We start from the raw sequence: 19861 nt of genomic DNA on the forward strand, positions 1-19861 counted from the left end.
AGGCGCGATGGCCGGCGGGGCGGATGGCCCCGGCCCTTGGCCCAGCCCGGTCAGGGCAGCGGGCCAAGAGCGAGATAGCCGCGCTCGGCAGCCTCCTGGAGCTGCCACTGATCCCGGTACCAGCCAGGGCTGGCGACCAGGTCGGCGTGCTGGCCGCGCTGGACCACCCGACCAGCCTCGAGCACCAGGATCTCGTCAACCGCGTCGAGGCCGCGCAGCCGATGGCTGATCAGCAGCACGGAGCGTTGGGCCGGGGTGGCGGCCAGTACGGCGGCCAGTACGTCGTCCGCGGCCACCGGGTCGAGCCCTTCGGTCGGCTCGTCGAGCACCAGCACCGCCGGCTCGGCGAGGAGCGCCCGGGCCAACGCGAGACGCTGCCGCTGGCCGCCGGAGAGCTGACCGCCCTGCTCCCCCACCACCGTGTCCCAGCCGTCGGGCTGCTCCCGTACCCAACCTGCCAACCCGGCGGTGGCGGCCGCGGCGGCGAGGTCCTCCTCGGTCGCACCGGGGCGACCGAGCAACAGGTTCTCCCGGACCGTGGCGTGGAAGACGTACGCCTCGGCGAGTAGGCCCCCGACGAGCCGGGGGAGGAGCTCCGCCGGGTAGGCGGAGAGCTCCTGTCCGGCCAGGACGACCTGTCCGGTGGTCGGCGGTACGCTGCCGGTCAGGACGGCGGCGAGCGTGCTCTTGCCGGCGCCGCTCGGCCCCACCACGGCGACTCGTCGGCCGGGGGGTAGGTCCAGGCGGAACCGGTCGAGGGCGGGCGGCCCCTCGCCGCGGTACTGGACGGTGACATCGCTGGCCCGGATCTCCGCGGCGGTGGGGGCGGGGCGCACCGCGGGAGTGGCCGCGGATACTGCCGGCGCCTCCCGAAGCAGCGCGGCGATCCGGGTGAGGCCGGCGCGGAGGCCGGTCCATTGCCGGGCGGCGCCGACGAGCGCGAGCGCGACCTCGACGGCGACCAGCGTGCCGACGGCGAGTACGCCGACCAGCACCCCGTCCACGCCGTCGGCCAGGGCCACCAGCAGTACCGCCCCGGCGGTCAGCCCGGCCACCAGAACCCCCAGCGCGTCCACCGCGAAGCCGGCCGCGGCCAGCCGCCGTTCGATTCGGGCCAGCCGCCGGATCCGGCCGGTCGCCGCGCCTCGGGCCCGATCGGTGGCCCCGAAGGCGGCGAGGTCGGCAGCGCCGTGGGTGAGGTCAACGGCGTCGGTGGCCAGGGCGCCGCGTAACGGCGCCAGCTCGGCGGCGGCGCGTCGGGTCAGCGCGGTGGCCAGCGCCGGTAGCGCGACCCCCGCAAGCAGCAGTCCAACGGCGAGCGCTCCGGCGGCGGCCGGTGAGACGAACGTGGTGACGGCGACGGCCACCACGCCGACCAGCCCCGCTGCCGTAGCCGGAACGAGGACCCGTAGCAGCAGGTCCTGGACGGCTTCGACGTCGGACACCAGCCGACTCAGGGCGTCGCCGGAGCGCTGCCCGGTGTGGTCCCGCCGGAACGCCAGGGCGGCGAAGACCCGGGTACGGACATCGGTGACCAGCCGCAGCACCGCGTCGTGCCCGGCCAGGCGCTCGGTGTAGCGGAGCACGCCGCGCCCGATGGCAAGCGCACGGACGGCGACGATCGCCACCGTCAGCCGGTCCAGTGGCGGGCGGCCGGCAGCACTCATCAGCAGCCACGTCGCGGTGGACATCAGGGCCAGCGCGGCGAACTCGGTGGCGGCGGCGAGTAGGCCCGCCCCGAGGAGCCGGTTCAGATAGGGTCGGGCCAGCCGCAGCACCACCCGCTCCGGCGCGCCGGCACGACCGGTGGACAGCGGCGCCGCATCGCCCTCGGTGCCGTCGGCCGGGGGAGTGCCTGGGTGGCCGGTCGGGTCGGAGACACGCATCAGGTCGTCCTCCCGGCGGGGGTCGGGGTGAGCTCGGTAACCCGCCCGTCGGCGACCCGCAGCACGCGGTCCGCGTCGGCCAGCAGCGCGGGACGGTGGGCCACCAGCAGCGCCGTGCGGCCGGCCACCAATGTGCGGGTGGCCTTGAGGACGGCGGACTCGCTCCCCGCGTCCAGGCGGGCGGTTGGCTCGTCGAGGAGCACCACCGGGGCGTCCCGGAGGAAGGCACGGGCCAGCGCGACCCGTTGTCGTTGACCGCTGGAGAGACCGTGCCCCCGCTCACCGAGGCGGGTGGCCAGCCCGTCCGGGAGCGCGGCGACGACCTCGGTCAGCGCGGCGTCGCGCACGGCGTCGGCCAGCCGGGCGTCGGGCGTGTCGGGGGAGCCGAGACGGATGTTGTCCGCCAGTGAGGCGGCGAAGAGGTGGGCCCGCTGCGGCACCCAGGCGAGTTTGCGGCGCCAGGCGTCCAGGTCGGCCCGGGCCAGGTCGACGCCGTCCACGGTGACCCGACCGGAGGTGGGCCGAACAAATCCGAGCAGCAGGTTCAGCAGGGTGCTCTTGCCGGCACCACTCGGCCCGACCACCGCGATCCGTTCGCCGGGCCGGATGGTCAGCGTGACATCGCGCAGCGCCGTGGTCCGGTCGTAGGCGACGGTGACACCCTCGAACCGGATCACGCCCCGGCCGTTCGGCTCGGCCCGGCCCGCCCCGGTGCCGGCCTCGGGCGCCCCGGCGGAGAGGGTGAGCGCCTCGTCCAGCGCGGTGAGCCCCTCCATGCTGGCGTGGAAGCGACTGCCGGCAGTCCGCAGCGGCAGGTACGCCTCGGGGGTGAGGAGTAGCACCAGCAGCGCGGTCTGCAGGGTCAGCCCGCCGCCGAGTAGCCGGACCCCGACCGGCACCGCGACCAGCGCGACGGAGAGGGTGGCGACCAACTCCAGCACCAGCGCGGAGAGGAACGCGATGCGCAGCGTCCGCATGGTCGCCACCCGGTGCCCGTCGGCCATCCGGCGGACCACCTCGGTCTGGGCCCGGGCCCGGCCGAACGTCCGCAGCGTCGGGAGCCCGGCGATCATGTCCAGGAAGTGCCCGCCGAGCAGCGCCAGCCGCCGCCACTGACGTTCCGTCGCCGCCTGCGCCTGCCAGCCGAGCAGCGCGCCGAAGATCGGGATGAGGGGGAGGGTGACCGCGATGATGAGGGCGGAGCTCCAGTCGGCGACGAAGATCCGGGCGAGTACGGCGATCGGTACGGTGACGCTGAGTACGAGCTGCGGCAGGTACCCGGTGAAGTAGGCGTCCAGCGCGTCCAGCCCCCGCCCGGCCAGCGTTGCCAGCTGTCCGGCCCGCTGCCCGGCGACCCAGGTCGGGCCGTGCCGACCGACCGCGGCGAGCAGCTCGGCCCGCAGCGCTGCCTTGACCGTCGCGGCGACCCGGGCCGACACCGTTCCCTGCGCCCACACCAGCAGCGACCGGGCGCTGATCGCGGCGACGAAGCCGGCCAACGCGGGCCGGTTGAGCTGCCCGTCGAAGGCGGTGGCGAGCAGTGCGGCGAGCGCGGTCGCCTGCGCCAGCACCAGGCCCGCGGCGAGTACGCCGAGGAGCGCGAGTACGGCGAGGTCGCGCCGGGCCGCGGGGACCTGTCGCAGCAGACGTGGATCGAAGGGACGACGGTTCATCGCTGTCCCGGTGCCCTACCGTCGGTCCGTCCCCGGAGCTCCCGCCAGCACATTTCGTAAAGCCTAGTCGGACCGGACTTCGGTGGTGCCGTGGCCATCAGCTCAGGAACAGCGAGACCGGTAGGGCGACCAGCGTGGTCGTCACCGCCAGCGCCGCGGCGCCGACCAGCCGGGGCGGTCGTCCCGACTCCAGCAGCCGGTGGACCCGCAGTTCGAGGTCGTGGTCGCCGAGGCCCAGGGTGCCGGCCGGAGTCAGCCGGTCACCAGCGGCGGCGAACCGGCGCAGCGCGCCGGCCAGGGGCGCCTCGGCGTGCCGCTCGCGGGCCTTGTCATCGGCGCGCATCTCGACGAGCAGGGTGACCCGCTCGTGTGCGTCCCGTACCCAGCGGAGCCAGGGCAGCGCCCGGCGCAGCGCGGTGAACGGCAACAGGACGAGGTCATGCCGTTCCTGGGCGTGGGCCCGCTCGTGGGTGAGCACAGCCGCCAGTTCGGCCTGGTCCAGCAGCTCGAGGGTGCCAGCACTGATCACGACCCGGGGTCGTACACCGGGTAGGCAGTACGCGGCCGCACTCGGATGGTCGAGCACCAGCGCGCCGGGCACCGTCGGATCCTGCCGGGCGACCAGCGTGAGCAGATCCCGGTGCCGGCGTTGGGCTCGGACGGCGCCGTGCAGGCTGCGGAGGGTGGTGGTGAACAGCACCACGCCGATTCCGCAGCCGAGACCGACGAGCCCGAGTTGGAGCGCGGTTACCCCAGCCGGCCACGTGCCGCGCCGCAGTTCCCCGGCGAGGGCCCAGAGGGCGCTGCCGGTCGGTAGGTCGTATCCGGCCAGGCCGATGGCTATCGGGAGACCCATCGCCGCCAGGCCCGCCGCCAGGCCGACCGCCTGCCAGCAGAGAATGGCCACCCGCGGACTGCGCCAGGTCCAGGTCGACCGGGCCAACACCTGCGCGGTGAGCCAGCAGGCCAGCACCGTGAGCCCGAAGTGCAGCGCGTACGTCATGCTCGCCGCCCTAGTACTTCGGCGTCTTGGCCGCCGGGGCGGCGGGGTCCGCCGGGGTGGCGGGGTCCGCCGGGGTGGCGGGGTCCGCCGGGGTGGCGGGGTCCGCCGGGGAACTTGGCTCGCCGGACGCGATCAGGGCGGCGCGCAGCACCTCCGCCTCGGTGCCGGTCACCGACCGGGCGAAGCGCACCAGGGCGGCGTCCCGGCTACCGCCGAGGTCCAGCGCGTCGAGCATCAGTTGGGCGATGTACGCCTCTCGGCTCGCGGCGGCCTGGTACCGCCAGGCCCGCCCCTCGCGTTCCCGCCGCACCATGCCCTTGCCGGCGAGCCGGTCCAGCACGGTCAGCACCGTGGTGTAGGCCAGCTCGCGCCCGGCGAGGGCGTCGACGACCTCCCGCACCATTAGCCCGTCTGTTCTGCCGGGGGGTAGGTCCCACAGCACATCCATCACTGCGCGTTCGAGCTCGCCGAGCCGGGTCACCCGGTAATCCTACCTCGCGTAGTAGTGCCCGCTACCCGCCCTTGGGGTGCCAGACCGTCTTCGTCTCCAGCAGTGCCGTCATCCGGGCCAGGCCGGGATCGGCGTACCAGTTGTGGTGGGCCGGGACCGGGCGCAGCACCCGCTTGAGGTTCTCCGCCGCCCTGACCTCCAGCCTCGTCGCCAGCTCGGCGTCGGCCACGCCCGTCAGGTCGAGGGCGTTGACATCCCGGTGGCCCGCCAGGGACGGGACCGTCTCCTCGATGCGACCGGTCAGGATGTTGACCACCCCGGCGGGAAGATCGGCGGTGGCCAGCACCTCGGCCAGGGTCACCGCGGCGAGGGGGTCGGTGGGCGAGGCCGCCACGACCACGGTGTTTCCGCTCACGATCGCCGGGGCGATCACACTGACCAGGCCGAGTAGCGCCGGCGCCGCGGGGGCCACCGCCGCCACCACCCCGGTCGGCTCCGGCGTCGACAGGTTGAGATACGGGCCGGCGACCGGGTTCACGCCACCCCGCACCTGGGGCAGCTTGTCCGACCAGCCGGCGTACCAGACCCACCGGTCGGTCGCGGCGTCCACCTCGTCGCCGGGGACGCCCAGGGCCACGAACTGCTCGCGCCGGCCCTCCAGCATCTCGGCGGCGCGGTAGAGGATCTGACCCCGGTTGTACGCGGTAGCGCCGGCCCAACCCGAGCCGGCGGACCGGGCCGCGACGACCGCGTCCCGGGCGTCCTTGCGCGAGGCGAGCGCCACGTTGGCCGTGCTGTTCCCACCTGACTGCACGAGATACGACCGTCCCGACTCGCTGCGCGGGAACTTCCCGCCGATGTAGAGCTTGTACGTCTTTCGTACCGCGACCCGCTCAGACATTCAGGTACGCCTCCAGCCCGTGCCGGCCGCCCTCGCGACCGTAGCCCGACTCCTGGTAACCGCCGAACGGCGCGGTGGGGTCGAATTTGTTGAAGGTGTTGGCCCAGACCACGCCGGCGCGGAGCCGGTCGGCCAGCCACAGCATTCGGGAGCCCTTCTCCGTCCACACGCCGGCCGAGAGCCCGTACGGAGTGTTGTTGGCCTTCTCGACGGCCTCCGCCGGAGTGCGGAAGGTCAGCACGGACAGCACCGGGCCGAAGATCTCCTCGCGGGCGATCCGGTGGGCCTGGGCGACCCCGGTGAAGATGGTGGGCGCGAACCAGAAGCCACGGTCGGGAAGCTCGCACGGGGGCGACCAGCGCTGGGCGCCCTCGGCCGTACCGGCGTCGGCGAGCTCGCTGATCCGGGCCAGTTGGGCCGCCGAGTTGATCGCCCCGAGGTCGGTGTTCTTGTCCAGCGGGTCACCGACGCGCAGCTGGGCCATCCGCTGTTTGAGTGCCGCCAGCACCTGGTCGGCGACCGACTCCTGGAGCAGCAGGCGGGAGCCGGCGCAGCAGACGTGCCCCTGGTTGAAGAAGATGCCGTTGACGATGCCCTCCACCGCCTGGTCCACCGGGGCGTCGTCGAAGACGATGTTGGCGGCCTTACCACCCAGCTCCAGGGTTAGCTTCTTGTCGGTGCCGGCGACGGCGCGGGCGATGGCCTTGCCCACCTCGGTGGAGCCGGTGAAGGCGACCTTGTCCACGTCGGGGTGCTCGACCAGGGCCCGGCCGGTCTCGCCCGCACCGGTGACGATGTTCACCACTCCGGCGGGGAGGTCGGCCTGCTGACAGATCTCGGCGAAGAGCAGCGCGGTGAGCGAGGTCGTCTCCGCGGGCTTGAGTACCACGGTGTTGCCGGTGGCCAGGGCTGGGGCGATCTTCCACGCCAGCATGAGCAGGGGGAAGTTCCACGGGATGATCTGCGCGGCCACCCCGAGTGGCCGGGGGTCGGGCCCGAACCCCGCGTGGTCGAGTTTGTCCGCCCAGCCGGCGTGGTAGAAGAAGTGGGCGGCGACCAGGGGAAGGTCGACGTCCCGGGACTCCTTGATCGGCTTGCCGTTGTCCAGCGACTCCAGCACCGCCAACTCGCGGGAACGCTCCTGGATGAGGCGGGCGATCCGGAACAGGTACTTGGCCCGGTCCCGGCCCGGCATCGGGCCCCAGACCCGGTCGTACGCGGTGCGCGCGGCGCGGACCGCGCGGTCGACGTCGCCGACGCCGCCGGCGGCGACGCCGGCGAGGACCTCCTCGGAGGCGGGGTTGATCGACGGGAAGCTGTCGCCGTCGGTCGGGTCAACGAACTCGCCGCCGACGAAGAGCCCGTACGCGGGCTGGAGCCGTACCACCGAGCGCGACTCGGGGGCGGGGGCGTATTCGAACATCGCGCTCAGTCCTGGGTGAAGTAGTCGGGACCGGCGTAGTCGCCGGTCGTCAGCTTGGTGCGCTGCATCAGCAGGTCGTTGAGGAGGCTGGAGGCGCCGAACCGGAACCAGTCCGGGTCCAGCCAGTCCGGGCCGACCGTCTCGTTGACCAGCACGAGGTACTTGGTGGCGTCTTTGGTGGTCTTGATGCCGCCGGCCGGCTTCACGCCGACCTGCCGTCCGGTCGCGGCACGGAAGTCCCGGACCGCTTCCAGCATCACCAGCGTCACCGGCGGGGTGGCCGCCGCCGGGACCTTCCCGGTGGAGGTCTTGATGAAGTCCGCGCCGGCCAGCATGGCGAGCCAGGATGCGCGCCGGACGTTGTCGTAGGTGGAGAGCTCCCCGGTTTCCAGGATCACCTTGAGGTGGGCCGGGCCGCAGGCCTCCCGGGTGGCCACGATCTCGTCGTAGACCTGCTGGTACCGGCCGGTCAGGAAGGCGCTCCGGTTGATCACCATGTCGATCTCGTCGGCGCCGGCGGCGACCGCTGCCCGGGTGTCGGCGAGCTTGACCTCCAGCGGCGCCTGGCCGGCGGGGAAGGCGGTCGCCACGCTGGCCAGATGGACCGCGCCGGCTCCGGCTGGTGCTGCTTCGGCGCCGGCCGGTCCGGCCCCGCCGGCGGGCCCACGCAGCACCTCGGCCACGTACGGGACCATCGACGGGTAGACGCAGACGGCGCCGACGTGCGGGCAGGACGGGTCGGCGGGGTCGGGGCGCAGGGCCTTGGCGGCGAGGGCCCGTACCTTGCCGGGGGTGTCGGCCCCCTCCAGGGTGGTGAGGTCGACCATCCGGATGGCTAGGTCGATCGCCCAGGCTTTCGCCGTGGCCTTGATCGAACGGGTGCCGAGCTGCGCCGCCCGCTGCTCGGCACCGACCTGGTCCACGCCGGGCAGGCCGTGGAGGAACGCCCGGAGCGTGGTCTCGGATCGTCCCAGCTCGGTTAGGTCCGACCGGGCCGACATCGCTGTCGCCGTCATGAACCGGAGTCTACGCCGGAGTGCCAGACTGTGATCTTGGCCATGGTGGTGGCGCCCGCCAGCACCGCCGGTCCGGCCACACCGAGGGTGCCCAGGGCCGTGGGCGGGTAGGTTGAGCGACCGTGGAAGTACACGTCATTGACCACCCGCTCGCCCAGGCGCGGCTGACCGCGATGCGCGACGCCCGGACCGACTCGGCCTCGTTCCGCGCCGCGCTGCACGAACTCACCACCATGCTGGTGTACGAGGCGGCTCGCTCCTTCCCCGTCGAGCGCTACCCGGTGCAAACCCCGGTGACCGGCACGCAGGGCACCCGACTCGCCAATCCGCCGCTGCTGGTGCCGGTGCTGCGGGCCGGCCTCGGCATGGCCGACGCCGCGCTGGGCCTGTTGCCGGAGTCTTCGATGGGCTTCGTCGGTCTGGCCCGGGACGAGGAGACCTTCGAGCCCCGGGCGTACATGGAGTCGCTCCCGCCCGACCTCACCGGACTGCCGGTGCTGGTGCTGGACCCGATGCTCGCCACCGGGGGCTCGTTGGAGCACTGCTGCCGGCTTCTCGCCGATCGGGGGTGCACCGACATCACGGTGCTCTGCGTGCTCGCCGCGCCGGTCGGAATTGACCGGCTGGACCGCTCCGGCCTGCCCCTGCGCCTGGTCACGGCGGCAGTCGACGAGGGCCTGAACGAACGTCGGTTCATCGTCCCCGGCCTGGGCGACGCCGGTGACCGGCAGTTTGGCGGCATGCCCCGCTTCTGACCGCGACGGTCCACGGTCGGTGTTGGGCGGCGGCTGGCGTCGCCTCCGCCCTACACCCCCAAGCTGGCAGCGATCTCGGTGCGCAACTCGGCGACGGCCGCGGCGGCGCGGCGTCGGGCCGTGGCGATGTCACCCGCCCCGACCGGCTGCACCACCTCCAGGTACGCCTTGAGCTTTGGTTCGGTGCCGGAAGGTCGGATCACCACCCGGGCGGTGGCGCTGCGCAGGATCACCACATCGGCCGCCGGGAGCAGGTCCTGGGATTCGATGAGCGCTTCTCCGAGTAGCGTGCTCGGGGTAGCGGCGCGGATCCGGGCCATCGCGTCTGTGATCACCTGTAGGTCGTCCACCCGGACCGCGAGTTGGTCGGTGTGGTGCACGCCGAACTCGGCCGCCAACTCGTCCAGCCGGTCGGCGAGGCCACGCCCTTGCGCCTTGAGCCCAGCGGCGAGCTCGGCGATGGTCAGCGCCGCCGTGATGCCGTCCTTGTCCCGGACATGGTCGGGGGCGACGCAGTAGCCCAGCGCCTCCTCGTAGCCGAAGACCAGCGGGGTGGACCCCCCACCAGCCCGGACAATCCACTTGAACCCGGTCAGGGTCTCATCATACGGCAGGTCCCGGGCGGCGCACATCGCGCGCAGCAGCGCCGACGACACGATGGTGGTCGCGTAGAGGCCGGTTCGGCCGCGCCGCATCAGGTGGTCGGCGAGGAGCGCCCCCACCTCGTCACCGCGGAGCATCCGCCAACCCGGAGTGTCCCGGTCCGCCGCGGATTCGGCCGTTTCCCGGATCACCACCGCGCACCGGTCCGCGTCCGGGTCGTTGGCGATCGCGAGGTCCGCGCCGGTCGCGTCGGCCAAAGCGGTGAGCCGGTCAACGGCGCCGGGCTCCTCCGGGTTGGGGAAGGCGACCGTGGGGAACTTCGGATCCGGCTCAGCCTGGTCCGGTACGAGCTGTGGGGTGGGGAAACCGGCGTGGGTGAACGCCGCGGTGAGCACCGCGGCGCCAACTCCGTGTAGTGGCGTGTACGCGACCTGCAGGTCCCGCGGCCCGCCCGGTGCGGTTACCGCGACGGCCTGCTGCACGTACGACGCCACCAGGGTGTCGTCGAGGAGCTCCCCGGGTGGGCCCAGCGGTACGGCAGCCAGCGGGCCGACCGCGCGGATGGCGGACTCGATTTCGGCGTCCGCCGGCGGCACGATCTGCGCGCCCGCGCCCAGTTCACCACCGAGCTGGGCGCCCAGGTAGACCTTGTAGCCGTTGTCCTGGGGCGGGTTGTGACTGGCGGTCACCATCACTCCGGCGACCGCCTCGTGCTGGCGCACCGCATGGGCCAGCACCGGCGTCGGCAGTGGGCGGGGAAGCAGCAGCGCCGGGCGGCCCGCGCCGGTGGCGACCTGCGCGGTTCGTTCCGCGAAGGCGCGGGAGCCGGTCCGGGCGTCGTACCCGATCACCAGGGGGCCGGCGCCACCCTGGGCGGTCAGCCAGGCGACCAGCCCGGCGGCGGCCTGGGTGACCACCGCGAGATTCATTCCGTTCGGGCCGGCGCGCAACGGGCCGCGTAGGCCCGCGGTGCCGAAGGTCAGCGGGCCGGCGAAGCGGTCGGCCAGCTCCGGGGCGCTGGCCGGAAGCCGGTCGAGTACCGCCTGCAGCTCGGCGCGGCCGGCCGGGTCCGGATCGTCGTCGAGCCAACGTTGGGCCTGCTCACGAAGGTCATTGAGGTGGTGGTGATCCGCCGACATGCCTCTTGATAGCACGTCGGCGGATCACCGCGTCGGGTCGCCCAGGCTCAGCTGGCCGCGGTCAGCTGGAAAGATTTGACCATTTCGTCGAAGATCGGTCGACTCTCCTCGAACCGGGCGTCGTTGGCGGTCAGGTAGAACGAGTACGACTGGCCTTCGTGGGCGACGCCACGCCAGATGCCGTGCCGCATCTCCGCGCCCTCACCACAGGTGTATTCAAGCTGGGCCGCCGGCTTGCCGGCCAGCTCGACCCCGACGTCCAGGGCGATCTGACGGTACGGCTTCGCGCAGGAGGAGTTGGTCTGCAGCCCGTCCGCGGCGATCTCTGCCCAGCGTGCTGAGGTGTTGTTCCACTTCTCGGTGATGACGCGGACCCGGCGGCCCTGGTCCGCCGGGTCAACGTAGTCGGTGTACAGCCCGCCGACCTTCTCTTCCCAACCCTGCGGCACCAGGACCCGCACCCCCCGCGCCGAATACTCCATGAGTTCGGGAAGCTCGACGGTGGGAGCGGCCGACGTCGGCTGGGCCGCCGGTGGTGCTACCGGTGGCTCCGGATCGTCTCCGCCGGTGAAGGTGAGGATGCCGACCAGAAGCACCACGGCCAGCCCGCCCGCGACGGCGAGTTGGACCTTGCCCGGCCAGCTCTTCACCCGGTGAACGAGTTGGTTGCCGCTGGCCCGGGCCTGACCGGCGAGGCCGCCGCCCGGTGCTGGTGCTGGTGCTGGTGCTGGTGCTGGTGTCGGTGGCTGCGATGTGTTGGTCCACGCCTGACCGGTGCCCGGAACTGACCACTGGGCCCCGGCCGGTGGAGCGGCCGGGGCCGGGTAGCCGCCGAGGCGCTGGGTGACATCCCCGCCGTAGGTGCGGCTCGGCGCCGGCATCGCCCCGGTCGGTGTGTGCAACGGACCGGCGAGCGCGTTGGCGCTGGTTTCCGCCAGGGCAGCGGGGGTGGCCCGGGACTCCACTGCGGGACGCTCGCCCCGGCGCAGCGCGGCGAGTCGGTCGGTGAGCGACTCACCGGCCGCGAGCATCGCGCGCCCGCCGATCGTGCCACTCGGTTGCGCCGGTTGCGCCGGTTGCGCCGGCTGCGCCGGCTGGGCGGGTTGGGTCGGTTGGGTCGATTGGGCCGGCTGCGGGATCACGGCTGGCTGTTGCTGGACCGGCACCACCGAGTACGGGTCGGTCACCGAGTGCACCGCAGCCGCGTTGCTGGTCAGCGGGCCGGCTAGCAGCTCGCGGAGCATGGCCCGGGCCGTGTGCACCGGCAGCCGGCGGTCCGGGTCCTTCTCCAGCAGTCCCATCAGTACGGGCACCAGCGGGCCACTGCGCTGGGGCGGGGCCGGCGGGTCCTCGACGACCGAGTGCATCGTCTCGATCGGATCGCCCTTGTCGAAGGGCGGGCGTCCCTCGGCGGCCGTGTAGAGGGTCACCCCGAGGGAGAACAGGTCGCTGGGCGGCCCGAAATCCTGGCCCATCGCCCGTTCGGGGGAGATGAAGTGTGGGGAGCCGAGCACCATGCCGGGCGTGGTGAGCTGCACGTCGGTGGGCATCCGGGCCACCCCGAAGTCGGTCAGCACGCAGCGGCCGTCCGAACAGATCAGCACGTTGGCGGGCTTGACGTCACGATGCAGTACGCCGATCGCGTGCGCCACCTCCAGCGCGCCGAGCAGCGAGACCCCGATCTTGGCTACCACCCGCTGGGCCAACGGGCCGTCTTCGATCACCATGTCCGCGAGGCTGCGGGAGTCGAGCAGCTCCATCACGATCCACGGCCGGCCACCCTCGGTGACGACGTCGTACACCTGGACGACAGCGGGGTGTTGGATCGCCGCCGCGGCGCGGGCCTCGCGCAAAGTACGTTCGTACATGGCGTCGCGGTCGGAGGGGGCCAGCCCTTGGGGTAGGACGACCTCCTTGACGGCCACGTCTCGGCGCAGGAGCGTGTCTGCGGCACGCCAGACCGTGCCCATGCCGCCATTGCCCACCGCCGAGCGCAATGAGTAGCGCCCGCCAATGATGGTGTTGGGTGTTGCGCGGTCGCTGGGAGGACTGACAGGTCCGCCGCTCCACGTCGGGATCTGAGTCACTGAAGAGCCACCGGGGATTTCGAGGGGGGCTGGGACACAACCCCTCTATCTTGCTTGGTCGGATGCCGGTTGCGAAAGCCGACGCGGCGGACATTTGGCAAAGTCGACGATGCGTGTCCAGGCGGGCACGCTGGGGTGGCCGGGTGGGGTGTGTGCCCAATCCCTCATCCGGTGCCGGTGCTGGTCGTCTTACCATCCGGTAATGAGCGAACGGCGGTCAAGCGAGTCCGGTTTCCCGATTCAGGGCGTCTACACGACGGCCGACCTCCCGGAGGACCTGGACTCCCGGCTGGGCAACCCGGGGGAGTACCCGTACACCCGCGGGGTCTACCCCACCATGTACACGGCGCGCCCCTGGACGATGCGCCAGTATGCCGGCTTCGGTACCGCCGCGGAGTCCAACGCGCGCTACCACCAGCTGCTTCGGGCGGGCACGATGGGGCTCTCCGTCGCTTTCGACCTGCCCACCCAGATGGGGTACGACTCGGACGAGTCGATCGCCCACGGTGAGGTCGGCAAGGTCGGTGTCGCCATTGACTCAATCGAGGACATGCGGCTGCTCTTCGACGGAATCCCACTGGACAAGGTCTCCACGTCGATGACCATCAACGCGCCGGGCTCGGTGCTGCTGCTGCTCTATCAGTTGGTCGCCGAGGAGAACGGCGTGCCGGGGGCGGCACTGAACGGCACGATCCAGAACGACATCCTCAAGGAGTACATCGCCCGCGGGACGTACATCTTCCCGCCGAAGCCCTCGCTGCGCCTGGTAGCGGACACCTTCGCCTACTGTCGCGCCGAGGTACCGAAGTGGAACACCATCTCCATCTCCGGCTACCACATGGCCGAGGCGGGTGCGTCCCCCGTTCAGGAGATCGCCTTCACCCTGGCCAACGGGGTCGAGTACGTGCGCGCGGCGATCGCCGCCGGGCTCGCCGTGGATGACTTCGCGCCGCGGCTGTCGTTCTTCTTCGTCGCCCGGACGACCCTGTTGGAGGAGGTGGCGAAGTTCCGTGCCGCCCGGCGGATCTGGGCCCGGCTGATGCGGGACGAGTTCGGGGCCAAGAATCCGAAGTCGATGATGCTCCGCTTCCACACCCAGACCGCCGGCGTGCAGCTGACCGCCCAGCAACCGGAGGTGAACCTGGTCCGGGTGGCGGTGCAGGGGCTCGGCGCCGTACTCGGCGGAACGCAGTCGTTGCACACCAACAGCTTCGACGAGGCGATCGCGTTGCCGACGGAGAAGGCCGCCCGGCTCGCGCTGCGGACGCAGCAGGTGCTCGCCTACGAGACGGACCTGACCGACACCGTTGACCCGTTCGCCGGCTCGTACGTGGTGGAGGCGATGACGGCCGAGATCGAGGCCGCGGCGGAGGGGCTGATGCAGCGGGTCTTCGAGCACGGTTCGGCGGTTGAGGCGATCGAGGTCGGGTTCCAGAAGCGGGAGATCGAGCAGTCGGCGTACCAGATCGCGCAGCAGATCGACTCCGGTGAGCGGGTCGTGGTGGGCCTCAACCGGTTCGCGGTGGACGAGGAGGAGCCGTACGAGCCGCTGCGGGTTGACCCGGCGATCGAGGTCGCGCAGGCCGAGCGGCTGGCGAAGTTGCGGGCGGAGCGGGACTCGGGTGCGGTTGAGCGGGCCCAGGCGCAGCTGCGGGCCGCTGCCGAGGGGAGCGGTAACGTGCTCTACCCGATGAAGGAGGCGTTGCGGGCTCGCGCCACGGTTGGCGAGGTTTGCGGCACGCTGCGTGAGGTCTGGGGGATGTACCGCCCCGCTGACCGTTTCTGACCCCGTCCCGGCGTCCTCCGTCCCGGCGTCCCGGCGTCCTCCGTCCCGGCGTCCCGGCGTCCTCCGTCCCGGCGTCCCGGCCTCCCCGCGGTGCTGCCGTTGCCGGTGCCGCCAGCGGTTGTTGCCCCCGCCCCCTGCCCGTTCGCGGGCTGGGTGGCGGTCTGGGCGCGTAGCGGGCAGCAATCGTGGGTAACCCGTTCGAGTGAAGTAGACGCACACCGTGTGTGGTCGGTTGCCGGGTGAACGTGTGACCGTCTGCGGGCCCGCTCGTGAGTGTGGTTGCTAGTTGCCGGAGTGTCCGTTAATAGAACGGACTAATGCCACAATTCGGATGACGGTCTCGAGTGGTGGGTAAAAATTCTGCACTCGTGAATCGGTTACGCGTTGTAGGAGGTGTGGGGCAGATGGCAGCGTTCAACCGCGATCTACCTGCTGTCCCGCCGATGAACGAGCGCCCCGAGCAGGGCGTACGTGACGCAGAGCGGCCCGACCGCTACCAGAACGAGGTTGCGCAGCGTCACCGTCGGAGGTCTAGGCTGTCGGCGGTTCCGGAAGATTCATCCATTTCTAGTGATCGAGAATTCGACGTGACGAGTGCGTTGACGCTGCCAAGTAATGGCCAGCTGGCGTCGTCCTGGACGGAGGCGCCCGCCGGCTCCCAGCCCCTACCCCTCGACCTGGACCAGTTCCTTGCGCTCCGGGTGTCGGGCCTGATCGCCACCCGCCGGCGAATCCACTCGCATCCGGAGCTCTCCGGCGAGGAGTTCGAGACGGCCGCTCTGATCGCCCGGGAGCTGACCCAGGTCGGGTTGCGACCCCGGCTGCTCCCCAAGGGCAACGGAGTTATCTGTGACATCGACGGTCGCCCAGACGGCCCAGTGATCGCGTTCCGGGCCGACATCGACGCGCTGCCGTTGACCGACAGCAAGGACGTGCCCTTCCGCTCCACGGTGGACGGGGTCTGTCACGCCTGCGGCCACGACGTGCACACCACGGTCCTGCTCGGCCTGGGAATGCTCCTCGCCCGCCTCGCCGAAGCGGGTGAACTGCCGGGCCGGGTGCGTCTGATCTTCCAGCCGGCCGAGGAGATCCTGCCCTGTGGGTCGCTCGAGGTGATCGAGGCCGGCGGTCTCGACGAGGTGGTGCAGATATTCGCGCTGCACTGCGACCCGAACCTCCCGGTCGGCGAGGTCGGCCTCCGGGTCGGTCCGATCACCGCCGCCGCCGACAACGTCAGCGTGCGGTTGACCGGCCCCGGCGGGCACACCGCCCGCCCGCACCTCACCGTCGATCTGGTTGACGCCCTCGGCCGGCTGATCACCGAGGTGCCGGCCCTGGTCGCCCGGCGGGTGCCGGCCAACAGCGGACTACTGCTGGTGTTCGGCCACGCCTCGGCCGGCACCCGCTACAACGTCATCCCGTCGGAGGCCTGCGCCTCCGGGACGCTGCGCGTGATGGATCGGGACACCTGGGCGATGGCCCCCAAGGTCGTCGCCCAGGTGGTCCAGGACGTGATCGCCCCCACCGGCGCCACCGTGGACCTGGACTATCAGCGTGGCCGACCACCGGTCAGCAACGACTCCCAGGCCATTCAGGTCCTCGCCGCCGCGACCACCGCCGCGCTCGGGCCGGCCGGCATCGCGGAGACCCCACAGAGCATGGGGGGTGAGGACTTCTCCTGGTATCTGGAGTACGTCCCCGGTGCCCTGGCCCGACTCGGTGTCGGCCGCTCGGGCCCGAACGTTGACCTCCACCGCGCGTCGTTTGACCCGGACGAGCGGGCCATCCCGGTCGGCGTTCGGCTCATGGTGCAGACCGCGCTCCAGGCGCTTGCGGCGGCGGGCTGACCGCGGGTGGAGCGACCCCGCCGCCGGTGGGGTCGCCCGGCCCCCGCCCGGTGCTGTTCGCGGGGGGAGCGACCAGGGCCGGCCGCGGGCGGCGGCGGCGCAGCGACCACACCAACGTGCCCAGCGGCACGCCGACTAGAAGCAGCCACGGCAGTACCGCTCCGAGCACGGTCAGCAGGACGGTCCACGAGATCAGGAAGACCTTCCACCCGCCCTTGAGGCCAGCCACGAAGCCGAACGCGGAAGTGTCGTCCTCGGTGGTGGCGTCCGGGCCGACCAGCAACACAGTGATCGAGGAGAGTGCGGTCAGGTCCGCCAGCCGGCGTTGCTTCGCCTCCAGCGAGGCGAGATCGGCCTCGCGGCGCGCCAACTCGTTCTCCAGCGAAACCAGATCGCTGATCGACTGCGCCTCGCCGAGCAGTCGCCGGGCGTTCTCCACCCGGGCCCGTTGTGTGGTGATCCGGGCGTCTAAGTCGATCACCGCTTCGGTGACGTCCTCGGTGGAGATCTCCTGTCGCTGCCGTTTACCGAGTTTGGCGACCTGCTCCACCACGGTGGCGAAGTTCGCGGCCGGCACCCGGAGCGTCAGCTCGGCGGTGGCGTTCCCGGCCGCACTGCGTCGCTGGTCACTACCGACGAAACCGCCGGCCGTCGTGGTCAGGGCGATCGCCTGGCGGGCGGCCTGCTCGACGTCGGGCACCTGCACGCGCATCGAACCGGTGTAGACGATGGCACGCTGGTCGACCCGGAGGTCCGCCGAAGGGGCGTCCCCCTCAGCTGGCCCGTCCGGCTGGCCGGCACCCGCCTCGGTCGCCGCCGTGTCGTCGCCGGTGCCCGGACCGACGTTCTCGTCAGTGCCCGCACCGCAGCCACTGACGAGCAGGGCCCCCATCAGCATCGCTACCAGCGCCGCCCCTCGGCGGCGCGCTGCACATCGAGACATGTCCGCTCCGATCCGTAACATTCATCTGCTCCCGCCCGGGGCGTGACCCGGACGGCAGGGACGATCGGTCAGTCGGGACGTGGTGCGGTGTCCCTTCCGGCAGACTGCGCTGAGGAGGTCACGTTTCGATTCTCGAGGAGTCACGAATGCGGCTGACCAAGTACACGCACTCCTGCATCCGGGTGGAGGACGAAGGCGGGGTGCTGGTCGTTGATCCCGGCGTCTACAGCGAGCGCGTCGCGCTGGACGGCGTGGACGCTGTGCTGATCACCCACGAGCACCCGGACCACGTGGACGTGGCAGCCCTGACCGAGCAACGCGACCGGGGGCCGTTCATCGTGTACGGGCCGCCGTCGCTGGCGGCCGTGCTAAACGACCTGACCGCCGCGTTCGTCCCGGTCGAGGCGGGCGCGGAATTCACCGCCGCCGGCGTTCCGGTCCGCGCCTACGGCGGTCGACATGCCGTGATCCACTCCGATCTTCCGGTGGTGGAGAACCTGGCGTACCTGATCGACGACGTGGTCTACCACCCCGGCGATTCCTTCGTCGTGCCGCAGGATGTGCCGGTCGACACGCTGTTCCTGCCGATCCACGCGCCCTGGGCGAAGTTCGCCGAGTCGCTGGACTTCCTTCGCGCCGTCGGGCCCCGCCGGGCGTACGCGCTGCACGACGGGTTGCTCAACGACCGCGGCCTGGACGTGCTGAACAACAACTTCGTCCGGCTCTCCGACGTGGACTACCAGCGGCTCGTACCGGGCACCCTGGTGGATGCCTGAACCGCATGTCTGGTCCGTCCCGGGAGCTGCTGCGGCAGCTCTATCGCACGCCACCCGACCGGTTTGTGGCCGCCCGGGACGAGGCGGTGGCCGAGGCGCGGCGAGCGGGCGACGTACCTGCCGCGCGGGAGATCGCCCGGCTTCGTCGCCCCACGGTCGCGGCGTGGCTGGTGAACCTGCTCGCGTTGGAGCGACCGGAGCTCGTCGCCGACCTGGGTCAACTCGCGGAGTCACTCCGGTCGGCCCAGCGCGAACTGCGCGGCGCACAGCTGCGGGAGCTCTCCACCCAACGGCGGGCGGTGGTCGGCGCGCTGCTCGCGGAGGTCCGCAGTCTGGCGACCGCGGTGCCCGGTGCCCCACCGCCCGGCAAACTCCCGCTCGGCGCGGTGGAGTCGACCCTCAACGCCGCGCTCTCCGACGCCGAGGTCGCCGAGCAGGTGCGCTCCGGCCGGCTGCTCCGGGCCGCCAGCTACGCCGGCTTCGGCGAGGTGCCGCGACCGCAGCTGCGGCTGGTCACCGAGGAGCCGGCGCCGCCGTCCCGGGCACCGGGTGGCGACCGGTCAGCCCCCCGTGCCCGGCAGGCGGAGCGGGCCGCCCGCGCCGAGCGGGAACGGCGACGTCGGGCGCTGGCGACGGAGTTGGCGAAGGCCCGCACTGATCAGGAACGGTCTGAGGCGGAGTTGGCCGGCGCCGCGGAGGCCGAGCGGTGCGGGGTGGACGGCCTCGCTGCGATCGAGACGGAAATCGCCGAGCTGGAGCGGCAACGGGCTGCTGCCGAAGCGGAGCTGAGCCGGGCGAAGTCGGCGCGGCGGGCAGCCGAACGGGCGGTCACCGTCGCGCGGCGCCGGACCGGCGAGGTGGAGGCCGCGGCCGAGGCGTTCGCCGAGGAGGAGGCCGACCCACGCGATGCCGGTCGACACCCGAATGTGTGATTGACGACGCACGGCGGGGGCGGCTCGTTGCCCCAACGTGGGCGATAGCAGACTGTGGGTCGTGCGACATCCCCCGACAGACTGCCGGTCGTCAGGCCGAAGCGGTGCCGGTGGGGCGGGAGCGCAGTCCAGTGACGTAGTCGTCCGGTGCGCCCGCCTTCTCGGCGGCGTTGGCGATTTCGGAGAGGTACCACGAGGTCGGCAGGCCCCCCTCGTAACCGTCGAAGACGTAGATCCACGCCGTCACATCGCCGGTCAGGGCCGACACCCGCAGGTGGAGTTTCCGGTAGGTGCCGGAGGTTATGCCCTCGATCTCGTCGAGCTGCGCCGCGTCGTACGCGTGGATGTCGTAGAGCGCCACGAAGACGCGATCCCCGGGGGACTCGACCACGGTGCTGACCGCGCCCTCCCAGCCGATCACGCCTTCGCCGGCGAAGGTGAGCCGCCAGCCTTCGAGCCAGCCGGTGCCCACCATCGGCGAATGCGGACAGTAGGCGCGCATCCGGGCAGGGTCGAGGTTTGAGCCGTAGGCGGCGTAATGACGCACAACGATGACGATAGCCCGGCCGGCGGGTGGGGGAGAATACGACGGTGCGTGTCGGATGCGTTCGGGGGAAGAAAAACACTGTGAGTATGGACA

General features: G+C 71.9%; 16 protein-coding genes. 5 read left to right on the forward strand and 11 right to left on the reverse strand.

Translation table 11 applies throughout. The annotated features are described in order from the left end of the window. Positions 1-50: 50 nt before the first annotated feature. The 7 genes from cydC to deoC form a co-directional block, all read right to left on the reverse strand. Complete coding sequence (gene cydC, locus T398_RS03600; RefSeq protein WP_496444510.1) at positions 51-1886, reverse strand: thiol reductant ABC exporter subunit CydC; 1836 nt, start codon at positions 1884-1886, stop codon at positions 51-53. Continuing rightward, on the reverse strand, positions 1886-3559 hold the full coding sequence (gene cydD / locus T398_RS03605) for a thiol reductant ABC exporter subunit CydD (protein WP_496444512.1): 1674 nt from the start codon (positions 3557-3559) through the stop codon (positions 1886-1888). The genes cydC and cydD overlap by 1 nt, the downstream gene beginning before the upstream one ends. 97 nt (positions 3560-3656) lie before the next feature. Next, the gene (locus T398_RS03610) at positions 3657-4562 is read right to left on the reverse strand and encodes a M56 family metallopeptidase (protein WP_496444514.1); all 906 of its coding nucleotides are present in this window, start codon (positions 4560-4562) and stop codon (positions 3657-3659) included. Between the two features lie 10 nt (positions 4563-4572). Continuing rightward, positions 4573-5043 (reverse strand): BlaI/MecI/CopY family transcriptional regulator, encoded by a 471-nt coding sequence (locus tag T398_RS03615; protein ID WP_496444516.1) that lies wholly within the window; start codon positions 5041-5043, stop codon positions 4573-4575. Positions 5044-5074: 31 nt separating this feature from the next. Continuing rightward, positions 5075-5914, reverse strand: coding sequence for an aldehyde dehydrogenase family protein (locus T398_RS03620; protein WP_496444518.1), 840 nt, complete (start codon positions 5912-5914; stop codon positions 5075-5077). Beyond that, positions 5907-7337 carry an aldehyde dehydrogenase family protein gene (locus tag T398_RS03625; protein ID WP_496444520.1) on the reverse strand — a complete coding sequence of 477 codons (1431 nt, stop codon included), beginning with the start codon at positions 7335-7337 and terminating at the stop codon, positions 5907-5909. Before T398_RS03625 ends, T398_RS03620 begins: the two co-directional genes overlap by 8 nt. Before the next feature lie 5 nt (positions 7338-7342). Further along, positions 7343-8353, reverse strand: coding sequence for a deoxyribose-phosphate aldolase (gene deoC, locus T398_RS03630; RefSeq protein WP_496444522.1), 1011 nt, complete (start codon positions 8351-8353; stop codon positions 7343-7345). Positions 8354-8475: 122 nt separating this feature from the next. Between deoC and upp the strand changes: the two genes are divergently transcribed. Next, positions 8476-9108, forward strand: a complete 633-nt coding sequence (gene upp, locus T398_RS03635) for a uracil phosphoribosyltransferase (RefSeq protein WP_496444524.1) — start codon at positions 8476-8478, stop codon at positions 9106-9108. Positions 9109-9158: 50 nt separating this feature from the next. Here upp and T398_RS03640 read toward each other — a convergent pair whose 3' ends face one another. Beyond that, positions 9159-10850 (reverse strand): phospho-sugar mutase, encoded by a 1692-nt coding sequence (locus tag T398_RS03640; RefSeq protein ID WP_496444526.1) that lies wholly within the window; start codon positions 10848-10850, stop codon positions 9159-9161. Positions 10851-10897: 47 nt separating this feature from the next. Beyond that, the gene (locus T398_RS03645; protein WP_496444528.1) at positions 10898-12937 is read right to left on the reverse strand and encodes a serine/threonine-protein kinase; all 2040 of its coding nucleotides are present in this window, start codon (positions 12935-12937) and stop codon (positions 10898-10900) included. A gap of 202 nt (positions 12938-13139) precedes the next feature. On the opposite strand from T398_RS03645, the gene T398_RS03650 reads away from it, so the two are divergent. Beyond that, positions 13140-14723 (forward strand): acyl-CoA mutase large subunit family protein, encoded by a 1584-nt coding sequence (locus T398_RS03650; protein WP_496444530.1) that lies wholly within the window; start codon positions 13140-13142, stop codon positions 14721-14723. 587 nt (positions 14724-15310) lie between these two features. After that, a complete protein-coding gene (locus T398_RS03655; RefSeq protein WP_496444532.1) occupies positions 15311-16570 on the forward strand; it encodes an amidohydrolase in 1260 nt (419 codons plus the stop codon). On the opposite strand, the gene T398_RS03660 is transcribed toward T398_RS03655, so the two are convergent. Then, positions 16527-17534 (reverse strand): DUF4349 domain-containing protein, encoded by a 1008-nt coding sequence (locus T398_RS03660; protein WP_496444534.1) that lies wholly within the window; start codon positions 17532-17534, stop codon positions 16527-16529. The two genes, T398_RS03655 and T398_RS03660, sit on opposite strands and share 44 nt — an antisense overlap. Positions 17535-17659: 125 nt before the next feature. Between T398_RS03660 and T398_RS03665 the strand changes: the two genes are divergently transcribed. After that, entirely contained in the window at positions 17660-18289 is a 630-nt protein-coding gene (locus T398_RS03665) for an MBL fold metallo-hydrolase (protein ID WP_496444536.1), read from the forward strand. A gap of 5 nt (positions 18290-18294) precedes the next feature. Beyond that, positions 18295-19221 (forward strand): hypothetical protein, encoded by a 927-nt coding sequence (locus T398_RS03670; protein ID WP_496444538.1) that lies wholly within the window; start codon positions 18295-18297, stop codon positions 19219-19221. A gap of 91 nt (positions 19222-19312) precedes the next feature. Here the strand turns inward: T398_RS03670 and T398_RS03675 are convergent, their stop codons facing one another. Next, positions 19313-19768, reverse strand: coding sequence for a gamma-glutamylcyclotransferase (locus tag T398_RS03675; protein WP_026184962.1), 456 nt, complete (start codon positions 19766-19768; stop codon positions 19313-19315). Between the last annotated feature and the right edge of the window lie 93 nt (positions 19769-19861).

This window comes from Salinispora goodfellowii, assembly GCF_059570675.1.